Origin of the sequence: Nonomuraea turkmeniaca (genome assembly GCF_005889735.1) — a bacterium.
Taxonomy (GTDB): domain Bacteria; phylum Actinomycetota; class Actinomycetes; order Streptosporangiales; family Streptosporangiaceae; genus Nonomuraea; species Nonomuraea turkmeniaca.
In genome coordinates this window covers 1-19,834 of the sequence record NZ_VCKY01000141.1, presented here as the reverse complement: position 1 = coordinate 19,834, position 19,834 = coordinate 1, and the positions used below count along the sequence as shown (strand labels likewise).

General features: G+C 71.5%; 24 protein-coding genes. 13 read left to right on the top strand and 11 right to left on the bottom strand.

Annotated elements, in window-relative coordinates; all coding sequences use genetic code 11:
- Positions 1-38: 38 nt before the first annotated feature.
- Positions 39-995, bottom strand: coding sequence for a sensor histidine kinase (locus tag ETD86_RS59330; protein WP_138670686.1), 957 nt, complete (start codon positions 993-995; stop codon positions 39-41).
- Positions 996-1,091: 96 nt separating this feature from the next.
- Entirely contained in the window at positions 1,092-2,000 is a 909-nt protein-coding gene (locus ETD86_RS33655) for a phosphotriesterase family protein (RefSeq protein ID WP_138670685.1), read from the bottom strand.
- A 159-nt stretch (positions 2,001-2,159) separates the two neighbouring features.
- Here ETD86_RS33655 and ETD86_RS33650 point away from each other — a divergent pair, with 159 nt between their 5' ends.
- Positions 2,160-2,615 (top strand): TIGR02611 family protein, encoded by a 456-nt coding sequence (locus ETD86_RS33650; RefSeq protein ID WP_138670684.1) that lies wholly within the window; start codon positions 2,160-2,162, stop codon positions 2,613-2,615.
- A gap of 54 nt (positions 2,616-2,669) precedes the next feature.
- On the top strand, positions 2,670-3,587 hold the full coding sequence (locus ETD86_RS33645) for a TolB family protein (protein WP_138670683.1): 918 nt from the start codon (positions 2,670-2,672) through the stop codon (positions 3,585-3,587).
- Here ETD86_RS33645 and ETD86_RS33640 read toward each other — a convergent pair.
- On the bottom strand, positions 3,582-3,902 hold the full coding sequence (locus ETD86_RS33640) for a GroES family chaperonin (RefSeq protein ID WP_138670682.1): 321 nt from the start codon (positions 3,900-3,902) through the stop codon (positions 3,582-3,584). The genes ETD86_RS33645 and ETD86_RS33640 overlap by 6 nt on opposite strands.
- An 89-nt stretch (positions 3,903-3,991) precedes the next feature.
- Here ETD86_RS33640 and ETD86_RS33635 point away from each other — a divergent pair, with 89 nt between their 5' ends.
- Positions 3,992-4,555 (top strand): DUF1349 domain-containing protein, encoded by a 564-nt coding sequence (locus ETD86_RS33635; RefSeq protein WP_138670681.1) that lies wholly within the window; start codon positions 3,992-3,994, stop codon positions 4,553-4,555.
- Here ETD86_RS33635 and ETD86_RS33630 read toward each other — a convergent pair.
- Positions 4,542-5,489: an endonuclease/exonuclease/phosphatase family protein gene (locus ETD86_RS33630; RefSeq protein ID WP_211370479.1), complete on the bottom strand. Its 948-nt coding sequence runs from the start codon at positions 5,487-5,489 to the stop codon at positions 4,542-4,544. The genes ETD86_RS33635 and ETD86_RS33630 overlap by 14 nt on opposite strands.
- Positions 5,490-5,526: 37 nt before the next feature.
- Here ETD86_RS33630 and ETD86_RS33625 point away from each other — a divergent pair, with 37 nt between their 5' ends.
- Complete coding sequence (locus ETD86_RS33625; protein ID WP_138670679.1) at positions 5,527-6,780, top strand: ArgE/DapE family deacylase; 1,254 nt, start codon at positions 5,527-5,529, stop codon at positions 6,778-6,780.
- A 114-nt stretch (positions 6,781-6,894) separates the two neighbouring features.
- Here ETD86_RS33625 and ETD86_RS33620 read toward each other — a convergent pair whose 3' ends face one another.
- On the bottom strand, positions 6,895-7,212 hold the full coding sequence (locus ETD86_RS33620; RefSeq protein ID WP_138670678.1) for a rhodanese-like domain-containing protein: 318 nt from the start codon (positions 7,210-7,212) through the stop codon (positions 6,895-6,897).
- Between the two features lie 36 nt (positions 7,213-7,248).
- On the opposite strand from ETD86_RS33620, the gene ETD86_RS33615 reads away from it, so the two are divergent.
- A complete protein-coding gene (locus tag ETD86_RS33615) occupies positions 7,249-7,887 on the top strand; it encodes a TetR/AcrR family transcriptional regulator (RefSeq protein ID WP_246148596.1) in 639 nt (212 codons plus the stop codon).
- A gap of 7 nt (positions 7,888-7,894) precedes the next feature.
- Here ETD86_RS33615 and ETD86_RS33610 read toward each other — a convergent pair whose 3' ends face one another.
- From ETD86_RS33610 to ETD86_RS33600, 3 genes are read right to left on the bottom strand one after another with little or no spacing between them, the layout of a single operon-like run.
- Entirely contained in the window at positions 7,895-8,701 is an 807-nt protein-coding gene (locus ETD86_RS33610; RefSeq protein WP_138670677.1) for an ABC transporter ATP-binding protein, read from the bottom strand.
- Positions 8,701-9,708: a FecCD family ABC transporter permease gene (locus ETD86_RS33605; RefSeq protein ID WP_138670676.1), complete on the bottom strand. Its 1,008-nt coding sequence runs from the start codon at positions 9,706-9,708 to the stop codon at positions 8,701-8,703. Before ETD86_RS33605 ends, ETD86_RS33610 begins: the two co-directional genes overlap by 1 nt.
- The gene (locus ETD86_RS33600) at positions 9,705-10,754 is read right to left on the bottom strand and encodes a FecCD family ABC transporter permease (RefSeq protein ID WP_138670693.1); all 1,050 of its coding nucleotides are present in this window, start codon (positions 10,752-10,754) and stop codon (positions 9,705-9,707) included. The genes ETD86_RS33605 and ETD86_RS33600 overlap by 4 nt, the downstream gene beginning before the upstream one ends.
- Before the next feature lie 103 nt (positions 10,755-10,857).
- On the opposite strand from ETD86_RS33600, the gene ETD86_RS33595 reads away from it, so the two are divergent.
- Entirely contained in the window at positions 10,858-11,868 is a 1,011-nt protein-coding gene (locus ETD86_RS33595) for an ABC transporter substrate-binding protein (RefSeq protein ID WP_138670675.1), read from the top strand.
- On the opposite strand, the gene ETD86_RS33590 is transcribed toward ETD86_RS33595, so the two are convergent.
- Both ETD86_RS33590 and ETD86_RS33585 read right to left on the bottom strand, forming a co-directional pair.
- Positions 11,852-14,275, bottom strand: a complete 2,424-nt coding sequence (locus ETD86_RS33590) for a helicase-associated domain-containing protein (protein WP_138670674.1) — start codon at positions 14,273-14,275, stop codon at positions 11,852-11,854. The genes ETD86_RS33595 and ETD86_RS33590 overlap by 17 nt on opposite strands.
- Before the next feature lie 78 nt (positions 14,276-14,353).
- Entirely contained in the window at positions 14,354-14,860 is a 507-nt protein-coding gene (locus ETD86_RS33585; RefSeq protein ID WP_138670673.1) for an ATP-binding protein, read from the bottom strand.
- Positions 14,861-15,083: 223 nt separating this feature from the next.
- On the opposite strand from ETD86_RS33585, the gene ETD86_RS33580 reads away from it, so the two are divergent.
- From ETD86_RS33580 to ETD86_RS33555, 6 genes are all read left to right on the top strand, one after another.
- Entirely contained in the window at positions 15,084-15,905 is an 822-nt protein-coding gene (locus tag ETD86_RS33580) for a helix-turn-helix domain-containing protein (protein ID WP_211370481.1), read from the top strand.
- Entirely contained in the window at positions 15,906-16,142 is a 237-nt protein-coding gene (locus ETD86_RS33575) for a DUF397 domain-containing protein (RefSeq protein WP_138670671.1), read from the top strand.
- Between the two features lie 88 nt (positions 16,143-16,230).
- Positions 16,231-16,488 carry a 3'-5' exonuclease family protein gene (locus tag ETD86_RS33570; RefSeq protein WP_138670670.1) on the top strand — a complete coding sequence of 86 codons (258 nt, stop codon included), beginning with the start codon at positions 16,231-16,233 and terminating at the stop codon, positions 16,486-16,488.
- A gap of 43 nt (positions 16,489-16,531) precedes the next feature.
- Complete coding sequence (locus ETD86_RS33565; protein WP_170223406.1) at positions 16,532-17,290, top strand: hypothetical protein; 759 nt, start codon at positions 16,532-16,534, stop codon at positions 17,288-17,290.
- 20 nt (positions 17,291-17,310) lie between these two features.
- Positions 17,311-18,207: a maleylpyruvate isomerase family mycothiol-dependent enzyme gene (locus ETD86_RS33560; protein ID WP_138670668.1), complete on the top strand. Its 897-nt coding sequence runs from the start codon at positions 17,311-17,313 to the stop codon at positions 18,205-18,207.
- A gap of 45 nt (positions 18,208-18,252) precedes the next feature.
- The gene (locus ETD86_RS33555; protein ID WP_138670667.1) at positions 18,253-18,519 is read left to right on the top strand and encodes a sigma factor; all 267 of its coding nucleotides are present in this window, start codon (positions 18,253-18,255) and stop codon (positions 18,517-18,519) included.
- On the opposite strand, the gene ETD86_RS33550 is transcribed toward ETD86_RS33555, so the two are convergent.
- A complete protein-coding gene (locus ETD86_RS33550; RefSeq protein WP_138670666.1) occupies positions 18,506-19,096 on the bottom strand; it encodes a histidine phosphatase family protein in 591 nt (196 codons plus the stop codon). The two genes, ETD86_RS33555 and ETD86_RS33550, sit on opposite strands and share 14 nt — an antisense overlap.
- A 59-nt stretch (positions 19,097-19,155) precedes the next feature.
- Here ETD86_RS33550 and ETD86_RS33545 point away from each other — a divergent pair.
- Positions 19,156-19,834: zinc-binding dehydrogenase (locus ETD86_RS33545; protein WP_138670665.1), on the top strand; the 679-nt coding region annotated here is incomplete at its 3' end.

Here is a 19,834-nt window from a genome sequence, read left to right as displayed (position 1 = left end):
TGAGCCGGGCGCGGAAGCGCTCGCCGGGCCGGGCGCCGTCACGCCGAAGCCTGCGGGAACCGGGCGATCACCTGGAAGCCGCCGCCTTCGCGCGGTCCGGCGGTGAAGTGGCCACCTGCCTCGGCGACCCGGGCCCGCATCCCCGAGAGCCCTCGTCCCTCGGTCGCGCCCGTCCAGCCGGCGCCCCGGTCGGCCACCTCCAGCACGAACTCACACGGGTCGTTCGCCACCCGCACCAGCGCCCTGGTCGGGCCCGCGTGCCGCAGCACGTTGGTGAGGGACTCGCGCACCACCCGGTAGACGGTGCTCTGCAGACAGGCGGGCACGGCGGGTTGCGCGGGCTCCACGTCCACCGGCAGACCCGCGGCCCGCACCCCGTCGATCAGGCTGGTCAGGTCGCCATGGGGCGGGTCGATGCCGTCGAGCGCGGCCCGCAACTGGGCGAGCGCCGTGACGCTGGTCTCCCTGATGGCCTGGAGCGAGGCCCGCGCCTGCTCAGGCTCGTCGTCGAGGGTGACGAGCGCGAGCCCGGCCTGCATGGCGATGGCCGCCAGCCCGTGCCCCGCGGCATCGTGCACCTCACCGGCGATCCTGGCCCGCTCCAGGGCCACCGCGTCCTCCTGGGCCCTCGGGAGCGCTCCCCCCTGGGCGGCGGCGCGCAGCACAGGATCGGGCGGCGCGGCCGGCAGGGCCCAGGCCACCTGGGCGGCGTGCGGTGGGGACGGCTCGATGCTCGACCATGCCGTCTTGGGCGGAGCCGGGTGCTCCCAGGCCGCCTGGGTCGCGTGGAGCGGAGGCGGCGGCCCGGTGTCAACGGCCGCCGCGGCTGCGGCGGCGCGTGCCTGGGCGAGGCCGCTGAACGACCATGGGACGGCCAACCAGCCCGCCCACGCCAGCATGACCACGACCGGAATGTCGCCCATCCGGGCCAGGCGCGACAGAGCCGCGAGCGGCCCGCGCAGGCGGCCGCCCGGGGGCGTGCGCTCCGTCTCCATCACCCACCCGGCCCAGGCTCGTCGTAGCCCTGATCCTAGCGAGTTTCACACTTTCCGGTTCGAGGCGAGAGCGTCCGCCACGAAGCGCCGTTGAGGTCAGGCCGAGCCTGAGGTCAGCCACCGCAGCGGGTTGTCGTGCGTGAGCAGGCGGATCGTGTCCTCGCCCGTGCCCGCCTCGCGCAGGCGGGGCAGCAGCTCGTGGAAGAGGTGGGCGTAGCCCGGCCCGCCGTACTTGCGCAGCTGCGCGACCCGGCTCAGGCCGGTGCTGATCAGCAGGCGATCGGCGTGGCCGTCCTCGATGAGGCCGAGGACGATCCTGGCCGCCTGGTCCGCGCCGAGGCCGAGGACGCTCAGGCTCACGTACGCGCCCTCTTCGGCGATCTTGCGTGCGGCGCCCAGGTCGGTGCCCGCGTAGCCGACGGCCACCCGGGAGCCGGGCAGATTCTCGCCGAGCAGGATCTCCAGCAAGGCCAGGGCGTTCTTGCCGTGGGTGGCGACGGGCAGGCGGGACTGGAGCGCGGCGCGGGCGGCGGCGATCAGGCAGCGTTCCTCGCGCGGCGTGGGCTCGGGGCCCCAGGTGCCGACCTCGCCGATCACGCCGGGGAACACCCCCGTGCCGTCCAGGCCGCTGGAGATCTCGTACATCAGCTGCCTGGTGAGCTCGTCCACGTCCTCGTCGCGCACCTCGGTGAACGGCTCGGCGAACAGCCCCGTCGAGGCGATCACCGGCACCCGGCCGCTCGCCGCGACCCTGGCCAGCGTGGCCGCGTCGCGGCCCATGCCCAAGCTGCTCAGATCCACCACCAGGCCCAGGTCGCCGGACTTGCGGAGCTCGCGGACCTCGGCGGCGACGGACGCCTCCTCGTCGAGCCAGCGGTACGGGTCGGAGTCGACGCCGACCGCCCAGCGCATGTCGGTACGCAGATGCTCGTGGGGGAGAACGGCGCCGGTGACGGCGGCCGCGCGTACGGGACCGGTGACGGTGCGAAGCAAAACCTCGTGCATAGCAGACATTAACCGATGTTTGCTGAAAGACGGCAGCTCAGGTGGGTCCTGGGCCAGAAATTTTACGATTCGGATGGTTTGGTGTTTTGCTAGTCATCCGCAAGTTGACGACATGTGCGGGGTCGTATCCTGGGGGCACACCGACTGCCGGGGGGAATTGTGCCGATTCAGAACTCCGAAGCCGGCGACGCCGACGTCATCAAGGGGGAGGCCGCCGAAGAGTCCAGCATGCCCGGACGCCGCCATGGCATCCAAGGCTGGCTCGACGGCATCAGATCCACCCGTACGGGCGCGCTCACGCTGAAGATCGTGATCGGCGTGATCGGGGCCGTCATGGTGGGGGGCGGTCTCGTCATGGTGCCGTTCCCCGGGCCCGGATGGCTGGTGGTCTTCGCCGGCCTGGCGGTGCTGGCCACGGAGTTCCACTGGGCGCACCGGGTGCTGGAGTTCGGCAAGCGCGTGCTGCACGCCTGGACGGAGTGGTACAAGAGACAGGGCTGGACCGTCCGCATCATCGTGCTGATCGTCACCCTGGCCGCAGCCGGCGTGATCGTCTACCTCGGTCTGCTCACGCTGGGCTTCGACATCATCGAGATCGCGCAGCGTTACATCTAGACCCGGTCGTTATGGCCGCCCGGAACCGGGCCGGCGGCCGCCTATTCTGCGGGCGTGATCGCCGAACTCCGCGAAATCGCCCTCGCCCTGTCCTTGGCCCTATCCGCCGCTCCGGTGGAGCTCCCAGGGACGGGCAGCATGAAATATCGCGAGAACACCGGCGACCCCGTCCAGCTCACCGCTTACGGCCTCGGCACCAAGCGCACCTACCTCAGGTCCGCCACAGGATCCGCGTTCGCCTGGGAGAAGAGCCTCACCGAGGTGTCCGTCGCGCCGGGCGGCCGGCTGGCGGCAGGCGTGCCGGCGGCGTACCGCTCCGGCTACGACGCCCTCGTCGTCACCGACCGCACCACCGGCGCCTCCACCCGGATCCGCACGGTCAAGAAGCCGCTGACCGCCTCCTACGCCTCCTGGTCCCGCGACGGCAAGAAGGTCGCGCTCACCGTCGAGCAGAAGGTGAGCGGCAAGTGGCGGGTGATCGGCTTCACCGTCGTGGACGTGACCGCGAAGACCGCCCGCACCGTGCGGATCAACGCCCTCAGCGCGAGTGCGGGCTTCTGGTGGAGCCCCGACGGCAACCTCGTCTCCCGGCACGGCACCGGCCTGCGCCTCTACCGGCCGTCCGACGGCGCCGTCATGCGCACGCTGTCGGGCGTCGGACTGCCGACCGGCCCTGAGGACTCGTTCTCGCCGTCGGGCAAACGCCTCACCACATGGTGCCCGTCGCGCTTCAAGGAGCAGCTCTGCCTGGTCGATCCCATCGCCGGCAGGATCACCCAGCGGGTGAACGTACGGCCCGAGGCCGTGTTCGGCTGGTGGGACGAGAGCCACGTCATCGCCGTCATGCCGCACGGGGGCGCCTACCGCCTGTCGGTCGTGGACCTCCGCGGGCAGGTGACACGCGTGCTCGCGGACGTCCCCGCCAAGACGTGGGCCGCCGAGTTGTGGCTCTCCTTCACCCGCAGGTCATAGGTAGAGCCCGGTGCCGTGGTCGGTCTCCTGCGTGGCCACCGCGTGCAGGTCGCGCTCGCGCATCACCAGGTAGACCTGCGCGTGCACCTCGACCTCGAACTGCTCCTCCGGGTTGAACAGCACCTTGTCGCCCACCTTGACCGAGCGCACGTTCGTGCCCACGCCGCACACCTCGCCCCAGGCGAGCCGGTTGGCCAGCTTGACCGTCGCGGGGATGACGATGCCGGAGCCGCTGCGCCGCTCCTCCGCCTCCTGCTCCAGCTTGATCATGACCCGGTCGTGCAGCATCTGAATCTCGAACTTGGGCTGTTCCACGGCTCAAGTGTATGAGTCACCGCACCCCCTGAACCGCGGGACGCCGTGACCGCCTTCCCGGCCGGAAGCTCTCGTGGCAGGATGCAAACATGATCATGGCCTTCGGTGAGACCGGCTGGCAGTGGGTGAACGCGCCCCGGCAATGGACCGTCGACGACGGCCTGACCCTGTTCTGCGAGCCCGGCACCGATCTCTGGAACGCGACGCACTACGGCTACACGTACGACACCGCCCACATGTTCGGCCGCACCCTCCCCGGCGACCTGCGGCTCGAGGTGACGTTCAGCGGCGAGTACGCCGAGCAGTACGACCAGGCCGGCGCGGTGCTCAGGATCGACGAGGACAACTGGATCAAGGCGGGGATCGAGCACGTCGACGGCGGCTTCCACCTCAGCACGGTCGTGACCAGGCAGTTCTCCGACTGGTCGGTGCTGCCGCTGGACCGCTCGCCGCGGCGGGTGACGTTCGCCCTGGAGCGCGCGGGCGATGCGGTGACCGTCCGCTACGGGCTGGACGACGATCCGCCCGAGACCATGCTCCGCCTGGCCTACTTCCCGCCCGGCCAGGCCGCGCTCGCCGGCGCCATGGCCGCCGCCCCCGTCGGCAAGGGGTTCGCCGTCCGCGTCGCCGACATCGACATCACGGGAGCCTGAGCTCGGCGAACACCGGGCGGTGGTCGGTCCGCCGCAACGACAGCACCTCGAACGCGCGCACCGCCATGCGGGAGTCCGCCAGCACGTGGTCGATCGTCACTCCCGGAGACTGGACCAAGGACCCGTTCTGCGGCCAGGTCGCCACGAACCCCTTCCCCATGACGTCGGCCGCGTCCCGGTAGCCCGCCGCCAGCAGGTCCCGCATCGGCAGGTGATCGAGCGTGGCGTTGAAGTCGCCCGCCAGCACCCGCAGCGCGTCGCCTCCGCGCGGCAGCGCCTCGAGCCCCGCCTGCCAGCACGGCTGGCGCCCGTACCGCTTGGGCGCGCACGGGTGCACCGACACGACCTCGATCCGCGCCCCGCCGGGATGCTTCAGCCAGGCCGTGGCCTGCCCGAACGCGCCCTTCATGATCAGCTTTCCGGCTTCGAGCGGGTACCGGGCGTACACGGCCGACCCGCCGACGCCCAGCCGGGGATGGGTGACCGCGTGCGGGAGGACCTTGCGCACGCCCGCCTCGTCCAGCCGCTCCATGGCGGCCGGCGTGAACTCCTGCAACGCCAGCACATCGGGCCGCAGCCGGTCGACCAGCCGCATCAGCTCCTCGGTGTCGGCCTGGCCCACCAGCAGGTTGGCCGCCAGCACCCGCAGCCCCGGCCCCTTCGCGTCCGGATTGCCGTCGGTGAGCGCCCGCGGCAGCACGGCCGGCACCAGCGCCAGCACCGCCACGAGCGCTACCGTGCCCGGCGCCCGCTGCCGCAGCGCGCACGCCAGCAGCCCGGCCACCACGGTCGCCACCGTCGCGTACGGCGTGAACGCCACCACCGGCACCCACGGCCAGTCCGGCTCGAACCCGCTCAACCGCACCGCCGCCCACAAGGCGCAGGGAACAACCGCAATCCAGCTCAGCCATGTCCGCACGTCCTGTATCGCCACAAGTCCCACCATGGGTTCACGCCATAAGGTGTGCTCCATGCATGACGCGGAAGCCCGGGTACTGAACGCCCTCGACGACGCCGAGACCGTCACCTTGCTGGCCGACACCGTCAGGGTGCCCAGCGTCACCGGCACCGACGCCGAGTCCGAGCTGCAGCACCGCTTCGCCCGACTGCTCACCGAGGCGGGCATGGACGTGGACGTCTGGAAGCTCGACCTCGCCGGCCTGACCGGCCGCCCCGGCTTCCCCGGCACGGAGGCGCCCAGGACCGAGGGGTACGGCGTCGCGGCCGTGACGCCCGGCGAGGGCCCGCCCGCGCTGGCGCTCCAGGGCCACGTGGACGTCGTCCCGACCGGCGACCTCGCCAAGTGGGAGGGCAGCGACCCGTTCGCCGCCAGGATCGCCGGCGACGTGCTGCACGGCAGGGGCGCCTGCGACATGAAGGCCGGGCTGGTCGCCAACCTGGCCGTGGCCAGGGCGATCAAGCGGTCCGGGGTGCGGCTGGCCAGGCCGCTGGCCGTGCACTGCGTGATCAGCGAGGAGGACGGCGGGCTGGGCGCGTTCGCCACGCTGGCCAGGGGCCACACGGCGGAGGCCGCCGTCATCACCGAGCCCACCAGCGGCGCGGTCATCACGGCCAACGCGGGCGCGCTGACGTTCCGGCTGGAGATCGCCGGTCGGGCCGCGCACGGCGCCACCCGGTACGAGGGGGTCAACGCGATCGAGGTGTTCTGGCCGGTGTTCGAGGCGCTCAGGCGCCTGGAGGCCGAGCGTAACCGGGATGTTCCCGGCCTGTTCCAGGGCAACGCGATGCCGTACCCGATCGAGATCGGCACCGTGCGGGCGGGGGACTGGGCCAGCACGGTGCCCGACCTGCTGATCGCCGAAGGACGGCTCGGCGTGCGGCTGGACGAGGACCCGGCGGCGGCGCGGGCGGCGTTCGAGCAGGCGGTGGCGGAGGTCGCGCATCCCTGGCTGCGGGCCAACCCGCCGGTGGTGACGTGGCCGGGCGGCCAGTTCGCCAGCGGGCGGCTGCCCGCGGGTCACGAGCTGCTCGGCGAGGTGCGCCGGGCGGTCGCCGACACGACCGGCACGCAGCCCGCCGAGTCGGCCGCCCCGTACGGGAGCGACCTGCGGCTCTACACGGCAGGCGGCATCCCGACGCTGCACTACGGCCCAGGGGACGTCCGGTACGCGCACGCCCCCAGGGAGCAGGTCAGGCTGAGCGAGCTGCGCACGGTCACGCGGGCACTGGCACTGCTCGCGGTGCGCCGCTGCGGAGCACTTTGAGCAGCGCGGGCGGGCTCATGACGTGTCGCGGTCGAGCACCGTGACGCGGGCGAACAGCCGGGGCAGGGGGCGCGACCGGTAACATGCTCGCGCCGATGACGACGGCGTTGCGGGCTACGCCGATTCGACCGGCAGGCCGGCCTCGACCCAGTCCTCGATGCCCTCGGCGTACCTGCGGACGTCGGTGTAGCCGAGCGCCTCCAGCCGGGTGGCCACGGCCTTGCTGTTGGGGCAGGACGGGTTGGTGCAGTACGTGACGATGGGGGCCTCCCTGTCGGGGAGCAGCGCGGCGGCACGGTCGGCGACCTCGCTCTCGACCAGGGAGATCGCGCCGGGCAGATGCTGCTGGGCGTAGTAGTCGCCGCCCAGCGTGTCGACCACCGTCACGGTGCCCAGGGCGGCCTTCAGCTCATCACGGGTGATGACGTTCATGGTGTCCTCCGCAATAAATGGACTACAGTCCGGTTTGTGGATGATGAGGAAATTACCGGACCGCAGTCCGCTTCGTCAAGCGCGCCTCTGGAGCTGTTGCGTGCCCGGCCGCCCAGAGAGCGCGCGGACGCGGCACGTAACAGGGAGAAGGTGCTCGCCGCGGCGGCGGAGCTCTTCGCGGAGAAGGGCGTCGAGGCGGTGTCCATGGACACGATCGCGACGGCGGCCGGGGTGGGCAAGGGCACGCTGTTCCGCCGGTTCGGCGACAAGTCAGGGCTGGCCGTGGCGCTGCTGGACGACCGCGAACGCGACCTGCAGCAGCGCATCCTGTCCGGCCCGCCGCCCCTCGGGCCCGGAGCGCCCGCGCGCGAGCGGCTGGCCGCCTTCGTCGCCGCGTACCTGCGCTATCTCTTCGATCACCTGGATCTGGTCCGCATGTCGGAGACCGCCAGCCCGGGCGCGCGTTACCGCATCGGCGCCTACCGGTTCTGGCACCGGCACGTGGCGATCCTCCTCGCCGAGGCCCGGCCGGACGGCGACGCCGGGGTCCTGTCACATGCGTTGCTGGCCGCCGTGGGCGCCGAGGCGGCCGGTGTGCTGAAAGACGAATACGGCCAGGACCGGGCGGTGAGCGGCATCACCGACCTGGCCCTGGCCGTGGCGAATCCAGGCTGACGGGCCGTCAGGCGGAAGCGGTGCTCACCCGGCGGCGGGCCTCCGGGACGATGAGCGGGGTGCCGGACTGCGGGTCCGGGATGATCTCGCAGCGCAGGTCGAAGACCTCGCGCACCAGCTCTGGGGTGACGATCTCGGCCGGGTCCCCTTCGGCCACGATCGTCCCGGCCCGCATGACGATCAGGTGGGTGGCGTATCTGCACGCCTGGTTCAGGTCGTGCAGCACCGCCACCATGGTCCGCCCCGCCTCGTGCAGATCGGCGCAGAGATCGAGCACCTCGATCTGGTGGGAGATGTCCAGGAACGTGGTCGGCTCGTCCAGCAGCAGGATCGGCGTCTCCTGTGCCAGCGCCATGGCCAGCCACACCCGCTGCCGCTGCCCGCCGGACAGCTCGTCCACGATGCGATCGGCCAGCTCCGCCACATCAGTGGCCCGCATGGCCTCGGCCACGGCCGCCTCGTCGGCCCGCGACCACTGCCGCATGAGCCGCTGGTGCGGGTAGCGGCCCCGGGCCACCAGGTCGGCCACGGTGATCCCGTCCGGCACGATCGAGCTCTGCGGCAGCAGGCCGAGCCGCCGCGCCACCTCCTTCGACGGCAACGACGTGATGACGCTCCCGTCCAGGTGCACCACGCCGGTCTTGGGCTTGAGCATCCTGGCCAGGGCCCGCAGCAGCGTGGACTTGCCGCACGCGTTCGGGCCGATGATCACCGTGAAGGACTCGTCGGGGATCGCCACGCTGAGGTCCGTGGCCACGACGCGCTGGTCGTAGGCGAGGGTCAGGCCGGTGCCGGACAGACGTGCATCGGGCATCAGTGGCGGTCCTTTCGCAGGAGCAGAGCAAGGTACGTGCCGCCGATGGCGGCGGTCAGGACGCCGACGGGCAGCTGGGTAGGCGCGAGCAGCCGTTGTGCCGCCAGGTCGGCGCCGGTCAGCAACACGGCGCCCATCAGGGCGGAGGCGCCGATCGTGACCCCGGGGGAGCGGGTCAGCCGGCGGGCGAGCTGGGGCGCGGCGAGCGCGACGAAGATGACGGGCCCGGCGGCGGCGGTGGCCACGCCGGACAGCAGCACGCCGGCCGCGATGGCCACCGCGCGGACCGGCTCGACTCTGATGCCCATGGCCTTGGCCGCGTCGTCACCCATCTCGATCATCCGCATCGGCCGCGCCACGTACAGGCACACGGGCACGAGAACGGCCAGCGCGATCGCGACCGGGATCGCGTGATCCCAGCCGCGCCCGCTGAGGCTGCCGGTGAGCCACGCGCCCGCGGTGGCCGCGTCGTTGATGTTCGCCCTGGTCAGCAGGTACGAGTTGACGGCGAGCAACAGCGCGTTCGCCCCGATGCCGACCAGGACGAGCCGGTAGCCCTGCACGCCGCCGCGGAAGGCCAGCGCGTACACGAGCGCCGCCGTGATCACGCACCCGGCCAGCGCGCCGCCGGCGATCGTCATGGCCGAGCCGCCCGCGACCACGGCGATGATGCCGCCCGTCGAGGCGCCCGCGGTGAAGCCGATGAAGTCGGGGCTGCCCAGCGGATTCCTGGTGAGGCTCTGGAAGATCGCGCCGCTCATCCCGAACGCCGCGCCGACCAGCAGCCCCGTCACGACACGCGGCGCTCTGAGCTTGCTCACGATCAGTTCGGCGACCGGGGTGCCCTGGCCGAAGAGCGCGGTGATGATGTCGGGCACGGGCACGGTGAACTCGCCCGTCGAGATCGCCGCCACGGCCACCAGGCAACCGGCCAGGAGGAGGGCGACGCCGGCGAGCAGGGCGCGGGGCGCCAGCCGTACGGAATAGGGGCCGAGACGGACGTTCACAGCGCCGCCACCCGCTTCCGCCTGGCCAGCACGATGAAGATCGGCGCGCCGATCACCGCCCACACGATCCCCACCTGCACCTCTCCCGGCCGGGCGATGAGCCGGCCCACCACGTCGGCCCCCAGCAGCAGCACCGGAGCGGCCACCGCCGAGTACGGCAGCACCCACCGCTGGTCCGGCCCCACCAGCGCGCGCACGGCGTGCGGGACGATCAGCCCCACGAACCACAGCGGCCCGGCCGCCGCGGTGGCCGCCCCGCAGAGCAACGTGACCGCAACTCCGGTGAGCGCCCTGGTACGGCCCACGGCCACGCCCAGCGCCTTGCCCGCGTCGTCGCCGAGCGCCAGCGTGTTGAGCGGCCTGGCCAGCAGCAGCCCCAGCACGAGCCCCGCGACCATGAACGGCGCCAGCCGCACCAGCGTGTCGGCCGTCTGCCCGGCCAGCGACCCGGTCAGCCAGAACCGCATCCGGTCGAAGGTCTGCGAGTCCATGCGCAGGATGGCCGAGGCGATGGCCGTGGCGACCATGCCGAGAGCGACGCCCGCGAGCGTGAGGCGCACCGGGCTGGAGCCCGAGCGGCCCGCCGAGGCGAGCGAGTAGACCATCACGGACGCCAGCGCGGCCCCACCGAACGCGAACCACACGTAGACGGCGGGGTCGGAGAGCCCGAACACGCCGAGCGCCAGCGTGACGCCCAGCGCGGCCCCCTCGTTGATGCCCAGCAGCCCCGGGTCGGCGAGCGGGTTGCGGGTCAGGCTCTGCATGAGCGCCCCCGCCAGGCCGAGCGTGGCGCCCACACCCAGCCCGAGCAGCGTACGCGGCACGCGCAGCTCGCGGATGACCGTGTGGTCGTTGGAACCGTCCGGCGCGAGGAAGGCGTCGATCACCGTGGCGAACGGCACGGACCGCGCCCCCAACGCCACGCTCGCCATCGCCATCAAGACCAGCGCCGCCAGCGCCACCACCAGCCCGGTGGCCAGCACCGCGGGACGCGCCCACACCGGCCCTTTCGCGGGCTCTTCCGGGCCCTCGGCCGTCTCGACCATGGTCACCGCCGGGCGCACCCGCCCCCCTCTCGTCGACGTCAAATTTAGGCAAGGCTAATCTAATGTCCTCGTAGCAAGGCAAGCCTAACCTTAGGAGACGACGATGTCGGGACCGGTATTGGCGCGCAGGGGCTTCCTGTCGGCCACGGCAGGACTCGCGGCGGCCATGACCTTGGCGGCATGCGGCGACGACGGTGGCACGCAGACGCCTGCGACTGCCGGTTCCAGCGCGCCCGCGGCCCAGAGCTGGTCGTTCACCGACGACCGCGACAAGAAGATCGAGCAGCCCCAGGTGCCCTCCAGGATCGTGGCCCAGGTCGGCGCGGCCGCCGCCCTATGGGACTTCGGCGTGCGCCCCATCGCGGTGTTCGGCCCCCACAAGCTCAAGGACGGCAGCAAGGACCCGCAGGTCGGCAACGTCGACATCACCAAGGTCCAGGGCCTGGGCAACGTGTGGGACGAGTTCAACGTCGAGCAGTACATCGCGCTCCAGCCCGACCTCCTGGTCAGCAGCATGTACATCAAGGGCACCCTCTGGTACGTGCCCGAGAAGTCCAAGGACACCATCGAGCAGATCGCCCCGACCGCCGGCATCATGCTCACCGGCAAGAGCGCCACCGAGGTGATCGGCAAGTACGAGGAGCTCGCCGAGTCCCTCGGCGCCGACATGCGGGGCGTGCCCGAGGCCAAGGCCCGCATGGAGGCCGCCACCAAGGAGCTCGCCCAGTTCAAGGACCTCAAGATCCTCATGGCGTCGGGCGGCGCGGACGCCTTCTGGGTGGTCAACCCGCCCGAGTACCCGGACATCGTCCACCTCACCCAGGCCGGGCTGAACGTCGTCACTCCGTCCAAGGTGGACGAAGGCGGCTTCTTCCAGACGCTGAGCTGGGAGAACGCCGACGAGTACGACGCCGACGTGATCCTCTACGACACCCGCACCCAGGCACTCAAGCCCGAGGAGATGATGAAGAAGCCCACCTTCGCCAAGCTCCCCGCCGTCAAGGCCGGCCAGCTCTACCCGTGGAACGCCGAGGCGCCCTACAGCTACCAGGGCTACGCGGACTTCCTCGAGAACCTAGTGGCGAACGTGAAGAAGGCTAAAAAGCTCCTCTGACCTCGACGATCTCGGCGAGGGGGAACTCGAGGTAATCGCCTGCCTCCTCGCACCAGGCGTCGAGCGCGCCGCCCTTGAGCTCGCCGTGGCTGATCGTGGCGGTCAGCCCGTCGGTGAGCGTGATGCCGGCCCGCACGCCCCGGTCCACCACGAAGCCCAGCAGCGACTGCTGCGCCGTCGGCAGCCTGGTCGCCATCCTGCCGATGATCGCCCAGGTGCGGCCGCTCCTGTCGGCCTCCGCCCGGCTGGCGGCGATCAGCCGGCGGGCGTGCTCGCCCGGGTCGGGCGGCGGCTCGGCCAGCAGGTGAGCCGGCGCCTCCAGCTCGCCGGAGAACTCGGCCACCTGGCCCCCGGGCAGCAGGATCAGCTTGCCGTTGTTCGATTCCTCGCTGTCGGCGAGCTCGGCGGCCCTGACCCGGTGAATGGTGATCTCGCCGGTGTCGGAGACGGGCACCGGCGAGTAGCCCGTCTCCCGCAGCGCGGACAGCGTGCGCTCGGCCCCGGCCGAGCTCACCAGCACCGTGGGGGCGAGCAGCCGCAGGCCGAGGCGGCCCAGCCGCCGGTGTGCGGCGATCTCGGCGAGCAGGGCCGGGTCGCCGGCCTGGATGACACAGCCAACCGTGGTGACCGTCACCTCGCCGTGCCGGCGCGCGGTGTCGCGGACGAGGTATTCGAGCGGCTGCGGGATCGCGCCCACCCCGGCCAGCTCGTCGAGCAGCCCGTCGGCGTCGTAGCCGCGGTCGAGCGCCCGGCGCACGCTCTCGGCGGTGAAGCGCCACACCGAGGCGGCGCCCCGCGACTCGCGCTCGGCGACCCGGTCGAGCAGCGCCGCCAGCTCCGCCGACGGGGGGCCGGTCACCACCGCCGTCAGGTCGGGGCCGAACAACGCGCTCCTGCGTACGCTCGCCAGCGCCCGCGTGGACACCTCGACGAGTATGGGATCGTGCTCGACCACGGGCACGTCCTCGTCGTTCTCGTCCCCCGGCCGGGCGGTGAGACCCGACAGCGCGCGGCCCAGATCGGTCAGCGCGTCGTTGGCCACCAGGCCGAGCAGCCTGGCCTCGTCCAGCACGGGGGGCGCGCAGTCCAGCAGCAGCTGCCGGTCGATCAGCGGCGCGTGCCATTGGACGCTCGCGATGAGGCTGTCGCGATCGGCGAACGCCGCCCCGGCGGGCAGGTAGGCCAGCACCGACAACACCGACCTGCGCACCCGGGCCACGGCGCTGCCCGCGGGGTCGTCGCCGAGTACGGTGCCGTACTTGCCGTCGATCTTGCGGAGCGATGAGCGCTCCATGCGCCACCACGCCGACAGCAGCACCCGCAGCCGGGCCGAGCCCTCGTCCAGTCGCCACCGGTCGAACCGCTCCGTGGGCACGAGCCCCCCGGAGGGCTCGTCCCAGGCCAGCAGCCTGGCCACCGCGCAGATCTCCAGCAGCAGGCGGGTCTCGTCCTCGTCGCAGCCGGTCTCCTTGGCCACCCTGCGTACCTCGCGCACGCCCACGCCGCCGGTCTTCAGCAGCGGCAGGGGCGTCTTGGAGGTGTTGTCGAGGAGCGCCGCGCACCGCTCGACCACGTGCGGCGCGGCCAGCGTCATCAGATGGTCGACCTCTTCGGGGTCGACCGGGATCGTGGCGACCTCGGGCGCCGCGGGTATGAAAGGCGGGTGGTAGCCCGGGCCGCGCAGGCAGATCGCCACCTCCCGGGGAATCTCCGCCATGTGCCAGCTGGGCCGGAAGAGCAGCCCGTGGTCGGCGCACCACTTCTCCGGTGTGCCGGGGGTGACGAACCGGCCTCCGTCCACGGGCAGCGCCGGCCCTTCCTCAGCGAACCGGTCGAGCAGCGCGGCGGTGCCGGGGGGAGCGCCCTGGGTCAGCGCCCTGATGCGCTCGGCGTCGGCGAGCGCCTCGGCGACGCGGGCGATCGTGCGGCGTTTGTGGGTCTGCGCGGGCAGGCCGAGGTTGCGGGCGAGCGTGCGCAGCGCGTCGTTGCTGATCGTCCAGGAGTTGAGGTAGTGGTCGAGGGGCTCACCGAGGCCGAGCGGCGCGGCCCACCAGCGCGCGACGCCCTCCGCCAGATGGATCACGCCGTTCTCGCCCGGCCAGGCCAGCGCGTGGTCGTAGAGGTGCTCGAGCCAGGCGATCACGTCATCGGCCGGCGCGTCGACGAAGGCCGCGAGCCGCTCGGCGGTGGGGTCGCGCAGGGCCAGCGCCGCCTCGGCCAGCTGCAGGCAGGGCAGCGGCAGCCGCTGCAGCGTCTCCATCACGGCGAAGCCGTTGCCGAGGCGCTGGGCGAGCGTGTCGAGCCGCCGCGGCCACGGCGCGGCGATGGCGTCGGGCCTGTTCGCCAGGATGCGGGCAAGCCTGTCTTCGTCTAGTGTTCGCAGCCAGCCGAGCAGGTGATCTTCCATCCGTCAGCACTCTCATGGGGTCGCGCGCGGGACTCACCGTGAGCCATGACCATCCACGGTAATGCAGATCACCCACGGTCAGGAGAGGACTGCCCAGACGATCTTCCCGTGAGGCGCCAGCGCCGACCAGCCCCAGCGGTGGCTGAGTGATCCGACGATGTGGAGTCCGAGGCCACCGGTGTCCAGGGGGCCAGGGTATCGCAGCACCGGCACCGACGCTCCTGGATCGGTGAAGGCGCACGTCACCAGCGGTCCGTGGCGGACGAGGGACATGTGGACGGGGCAGTCGCGGTGCGGCTCGGTCAGGCGCAGGCCGTGGCGCAGCGCGTTGGTCGCCAGCTCCGAGACCACCAGCTCCATGTTCTCGACCAGCTCGCCGAGGCCCCATCCCGTCAGGGCGCCGGCGGTGAAGCTGCGGGCGGAGTGGACCGAGGACGGCGTGGGCGGGAGCACGAACGTGGCGCTCGCGCAAGGCCCGGGAACCAGCAGATCGCGTGCCGCCTCCGGCCACCAGCCGACCGGGGGCCACCAATCGAACGTGGTCCATTGGCTGGGCGGCGCCGTGGTGGATTGCACGTTGATCATTCTGCGGCAAACTCGCGTGCAGGTGCAAGAGCGAATGCACGTGCAGACAACCTATGCACGCGCTACGGTTGGCCATCAAATGGTCAATATGGGGGAAAGGGGATCTTGTCCGCGGCCCATGATCTTTCGGCCGTGAAGTGACAGACTGTGTCGCAAGGAAACGACCAAGGAGCAGCACGTGTCCATTGATCCGCCCGGTTCCGGTTCGACCGTTCGGCGCATCATGCTGGGGGCGAGTCTGAGGCGCCTGCGTGAAGCCAGCGGACTCGACCGGGCACAGGCCGGATTCCACATCCGTGCGTCCGAGTCCAAGATCAGTCGTATGGAGCTCGGCCGCGTCGGATTCAAGACACGTGACGTGGAAGATCTTCTCACCCTGTACGGCGTCGTGGACGATGCCGAGCGCCGGGCCTTGCTGGAGATGGTTCGCGAGGCCAACACCCCCGGGTGGTGGCACAAGTACTCGGCCGAGCTGCCCTCGTGGTTCACGACTTACGTGGGCCTGGAGGAGGCCGCGAGCGTGATCCGCACCTATGAGGTGCAGTTCGTGCCGGGCCTGCTGCAGACGGCCTCGTACGCGCGATCGGTCTTCCAGCTGGGCCACCCCGATGCGGGTCCGGACAGAATCGATCGCCGTGTGCATATGCGCATGCAGCGTCAGGAGCGCTTCAGCCAGAAGGACGGACCCCGGCTGTGGGCCGTCATCGACGAGGCGGCGCTCATGCGGACCATCGGCGGGCGTGAGGTGATGCGCGAGCAGCTCCAGCATCTGCTGGAGGTCGCTGCCCTGCCCAACATCACCATCCAGGTGATGCCCTTCAGGTTCGGCAAGCACGCCGCCGAAGGGGGTGCGTTCAGCATCTTGCGGTTTCCCGAGTCCGACTTGTCGGACGTTGTCTACGTCGAGCAGCTTTGGGGTGCCCTGTACCTGGACAAGCGTGAGGACATCGATCCGTACCTCACGGCCATGGAGCAGTTGTGCGTGGAGAGCACCACGCCAGGAGGCACCGTCGAGCTCATCGGCGGTCTTCTCAGAAAGATTTAGATGAACCAGACCTACAACGGCATGCCTGCGACCGATCTGACGCAGGTCGCGTGGCGTAAGAGCCGCTACAGCAACTCGCAGGGCAACTGCGTGGAGCTCGCGCAGCTGCCTGACGGCGGGATCGCGGTCCGCAACTCGCGCTTCCCCGACGGCCCTGCCCTCATCTACACCCGCGACGAGATCCGGGCTCTGGTGCTCGGGGTGAAGGACGGAGAATTCGACGGCCTCCTCGTGTAACGCCGTGTTAACCTCCGGCGCGCCTGCTTAACGGGGGCGCGCCGGAGGCGTAACCGCCCGGCCTCGTGCTCAGGACAGGATTCAGGTCATGCTCGACCAGATGACCCTGTATCCGATCGCCGACGACGTGCTGTTCGCGCCGGGCGGCAAGGTCGTGATTCGCACTTATGGCGTGGCGCCGGCGACCACGGGCGCCTCCGTCTCCTATCGGACGTGGGTGACCGGCATCCGCGACCAACCCCGGTACTGGCACTGGGGCCACTTCGAGGACGCCACCTCGGGACACCGCAGGGTGCTCGAGTGGCTCACCGGCCGGGGACCCCAACCTTCCCAAGCGCTGGCCTGATCGCTATCCTCATGCCAAGCAACCGCTTGGTAGAGGAGGCGTGGTGCGGCGCGCGATCCACCTGCTCGAGGAGGTCGACTTCAGGCCGATGAACTCCAGGCGGCCGCTGGAGTACCTGACCTGGCTGACCGACTACAAACGCGAGGACGAGACCCGCACCGATCCAGAGCTCACCGCGGGGAAATCCATCAGATCCCGCGAGATCGACCTCGTCGGAGCCTTCTACGCCGTCGGCATCACCGGCCACCCGCAGTTCAAGGCCGTCACGCTCTGGGACTGCCACGGCGGCTGGGAAGGCGGCTGGCGGCAGATGATGGAGATCTACCGAGGCGTCGACGCCAAGCTGTTCCTGTCCGACATCGACGATCTGCGCTTTTCCGCGTTCTCGCGGCCGCTCGGCGCCGCGCCCGGCTGCCCTCCGCTGGCCGAGGCCCCCGCCGCCGAGCTCTACCTCTTCGAGAGCGCCCGGGTGCGTCCCGGGGCCGCGCTCGACTACCTCGCCGCCGTAGGCGCCGAGCGCGCCCCGCTGCTCGCCGAGCATGGCCACACCCTGGTCGGCCTGTACGAGGTGCTGTTCAGCGACACCGAGGCGGTCACCTTGTGGGCCGTCTCGCTCGACGACCACCTCTCCACTCAGCGCGCCCGCGATGCCGCGCTCGGCCTGGACGACGAGGTCGCGCCCGATTCCCGGCTACTGGACTGGGGAAAACGCGCCCGCGACTACCTTGACGGCCCGTGGCGTGAGACGCTTCTCGCACCGTTCCCCGGCTGTCGCCTGGCGCCAGGAGCCCTGCCGGGTTAGCGTCGGCTGCGGAGGTGGCCATGACGGATCCGTACCTCTACAACGGGCAGGGCCCCGACGATCACGTCGCCTCCTGCCCGGACTGCAGCGCGGCTCTCGCGCTCCTCGACCATCCGGAGGCGGCGCTCACGCCCCCGCCGACGCTGCGCGAGGCGGTGTTGTCCAGGGCGCGCCGCCGCCGCAGCCCGGCGCTGGTGGGGGTGGCGACCGTGGTGGTGCCGTACGCCGAGCAGGTAGCGATCATGGACGACCTGCTGGGCGAGCTGAGCCGGGACCAATGGGACGCCCCGGTCGCCAAACACGGCACGGTCAGGGGCATGGTCGAGCATCTGGCGGCCAATGACGCCACCATCGCCCAGTTCATGGGCGTGCCGGCGAGCGGCGCGGCGGCGGCGAGGGGTGTGACCGTGCACCGGCGCTGGCGCGAGCAGGCGGGCAACCTGCTCGAACGCGTCTCCTCCAGCAGCGAGGTGCTGCTCGGCGTCGAGGTGGCCCTGGCGGGGGCGCGGCCGGCCCGCGCGCCGCTGCGGCAGGCCATGATCCAGCGCACGTTCGAGACCTGGACGCACACCGACGACATCAGGGCCGCCACCGACCGCGCCTGGTCCCCGCCCCGCGACGAGCACGTGCACATGATCGCCGAGTTCGGCCTGGCGCTGCTGCCGCGCGCGCTGAAGGGGCCGCGCCGCGACGTGTCGGCGACCGTCGTGCTGACCGGGCCCGGCGGCGGCACCTGGACGATCCCGCTCTCGCCGACCTCCGACCACGTCGCCGTGCTCATCTCGGCCGACCCGGTGGGCTTCTGCCGGTTGCTGGCCAACCGATGGCCGCCAGACTCGTTCCCGTACGCCGCCGAGGGCGACCCCGTCCTCGCCCGTGACCTGATCCGTGCCGCCGCGACGCTGGGGTGTGACTGATGGCGAGGGAGTGCCGTCGCCTGGAGACCTCACAGGGTGAGGCCCATGAGCGCTGACATGGAGTTGTGCGCGCGGCTGACCGCTGGGGACCTGGACGCGCTGGCCGACGCCTACGACGAGCACGGTCCGCACGTGTACGGGGTCGCCGCCAAGATCACCGGTAGCCAGCAGTACGCCGAGGAGATCACCCAGAGCGTGTTCGTCGCCCTGTGGGAGCAGCCCCTGGCGTACGACCCGAGCCTCGGCTCGTTACGCGGCTGGCTGGTCAGCCGGGCCCTGCACGAGTCGGCGCTGCGCTCTAAGGTGAGTTGACGGGCGCGTTCCAGGTCAGGAGCACAGGCTCGGCGTGCTCGAACCCGAGCCGCGAGTAGGTGCCGGTGTCCAGCTTGAGCAGCCGGCCCTCCGCGGGCCCCAGGCCCAGCCAGCGGGCGGCCAGGACCCGCAGGAAGTGCCCGTGCGCGATCAGCGCCACCCGACCCTCGGCCGCCCGGGCCCGCGCGATCACCCGGTCGGCGCGGGCGGCCACCTGGGCGGCGCTCTCGCCGGGGTGCTCGGCGTCGCCGGGGATCACGCCGTCGCGCCACAGATACCAGCCGGGGTGGCTCTCCCGGATCACCGGCGTCGTGATGCCCTCGTACCCGCCGTAGTCCCACTCCCACAGATCAGGATCTACCTCGTAGTCCGTCAGCCCGGCCAGCTCGGCCGTGCGCCGGGCGCGCTGGGCGGGGGAGACCAGCACGAGGTCGAACGACCGCTCCTTGACCAGGGGCGTCAGCGCCCTGGCCTGGTCCTCGCCGTGCTCCGTCAAAGGCAGGTCCGTACGTCCGGTGTGCTTGCCCGCCTTGCTCCATTCGGTTTCACCGTGCCGGAGCAGCAGCATCTCGTCCATGGACTCCATCATCCGGCACGCTTGACCTCAACCATGCTTGAGGCAGCAGGGTTGGTCGCATGGAAGCCATCAGACTGTATGAATACGGGCCCGCCGCGAACCTCCGCCTGGAAACCGTGCCCGATCCCGCACCCGGGGCCGGTGAGGTGCGCATCGCCGTGCACGCCTCCGGGCTGCACTTCATCGAGACCCTCTTGCGGCAGGGGCGGCCGGTCGGGCCGCATCCCGCGCCGGAGCTCCCGGCGATCTTGGGCGGGGAGGTCGCCGGGGTGGTGGAGTCGGCGGGTGAGGGGGTGCCCGCCGATCTCGTGGGTCGCCGCGTGGTGACGAACGACGTGGTCTCGGGAGGTTACGCCGCACTCGCCGTGGCGCCCGCCGACTCCTTGATCCCGCTTCCCGGCCAGGTGGACTTCGGCGTGGCGGCGGCCATGAACACCACGGGGGCCACCACGTTGGGACTGCTGGAGCTCGCGCCGTTGAGCGCGGACGACGTGGTGCTGGCCACCGCGGCGGCCGGGGGCATCGGGACGCTGCTCGTGCAGTACGCGCGCGCCGCCGGCGCCCGGGTCGTCGGGGCGGCCGGCGGGCCCGCCAAGGTCGAGCGGGTGAAGGAGCTCGGGGCGGACCTGGCCGTGGACTACCGGCAGCCCGGCTGGGACAAGCTGGTGCGGGAGGCGTTCGGCTCCGTGACCGTCGTCTTCGACGGGGTCGGCGGGGAGTTGGGCAGTGTGGTGTACG

Excerpts from the sequence above, each read along its gene's own strand:
- ETD86_RS59330 (WP_138670686.1), bottom strand. The coding sequence starts at position 995 with ATGGAGACGGAGCGCACGCCCCCGGGCGGCCGCCTGCGCGGGCCGCTC.
- ETD86_RS33655 (WP_138670685.1), bottom strand. The coding sequence starts at position 2,000 with ATGCACGAGGTTTTGCTTCGCACCGTCACCGGTCCCGTACGCGCGGCC.
- ETD86_RS33635 (WP_138670681.1), top strand. The coding sequence starts at position 3,992 with ATGATCATGGCCTTCGGTGAGACCGGCTGGCAGTGGGTGAACGCGCCC.
- ETD86_RS33625 (WP_138670679.1), top strand. The coding sequence starts at position 5,527 with ATGCATGACGCGGAAGCCCGGGTACTGAACGCCCTCGACGACGCCGAG.
- ETD86_RS33620 (WP_138670678.1), bottom strand. The coding sequence starts at position 7,212 with ATGAACGTCATCACCCGTGATGAGCTGAAGGCCGCCCTGGGCACCGTG.
- ETD86_RS33610 (WP_138670677.1), bottom strand. The coding sequence starts at position 8,701 with ATGCCCGATGCACGTCTGTCCGGCACCGGCCTGACCCTCGCCTACGAC.
- ETD86_RS33600 (WP_138670693.1), bottom strand. The coding sequence starts at position 10,754 with ATGGTCGAGACGGCCGAGGGCCCGGAAGAGCCCGCGAAAGGGCCGGTG.
- ETD86_RS33595 (WP_138670675.1), top strand. The coding sequence starts at position 10,858 with ATGTCGGGACCGGTATTGGCGCGCAGGGGCTTCCTGTCGGCCACGGCA.
- ETD86_RS33590 (WP_138670674.1), bottom strand. The coding sequence starts at position 14,275 with ATGGAAGATCACCTGCTCGGCTGGCTGCGAACACTAGACGAAGACAGG.
- ETD86_RS33585 (WP_138670673.1), bottom strand. The coding sequence starts at position 14,860 with ATGATCAACGTGCAATCCACCACGGCGCCGCCCAGCCAATGGACCACG.
- ETD86_RS33580 (WP_211370481.1), top strand. The coding sequence starts at position 15,084 with ATGCTGGGGGCGAGTCTGAGGCGCCTGCGTGAAGCCAGCGGACTCGAC.
- ETD86_RS33575 (WP_138670671.1), top strand. The coding sequence starts at position 15,906 with ATGAACCAGACCTACAACGGCATGCCTGCGACCGATCTGACGCAGGTC.
- ETD86_RS33570 (WP_138670670.1), top strand. The coding sequence starts at position 16,231 with ATGCTCGACCAGATGACCCTGTATCCGATCGCCGACGACGTGCTGTTC.
- ETD86_RS33560 (WP_138670668.1), top strand. The coding sequence starts at position 17,311 with ATGACGGATCCGTACCTCTACAACGGGCAGGGCCCCGACGATCACGTC.
- ETD86_RS33555 (WP_138670667.1), top strand. The coding sequence starts at position 18,253 with ATGAGCGCTGACATGGAGTTGTGCGCGCGGCTGACCGCTGGGGACCTG.
- ETD86_RS33550 (WP_138670666.1), bottom strand. The coding sequence starts at position 19,096 with ATGGACGAGATGCTGCTGCTCCGGCACGGTGAAACCGAATGGAGCAAG.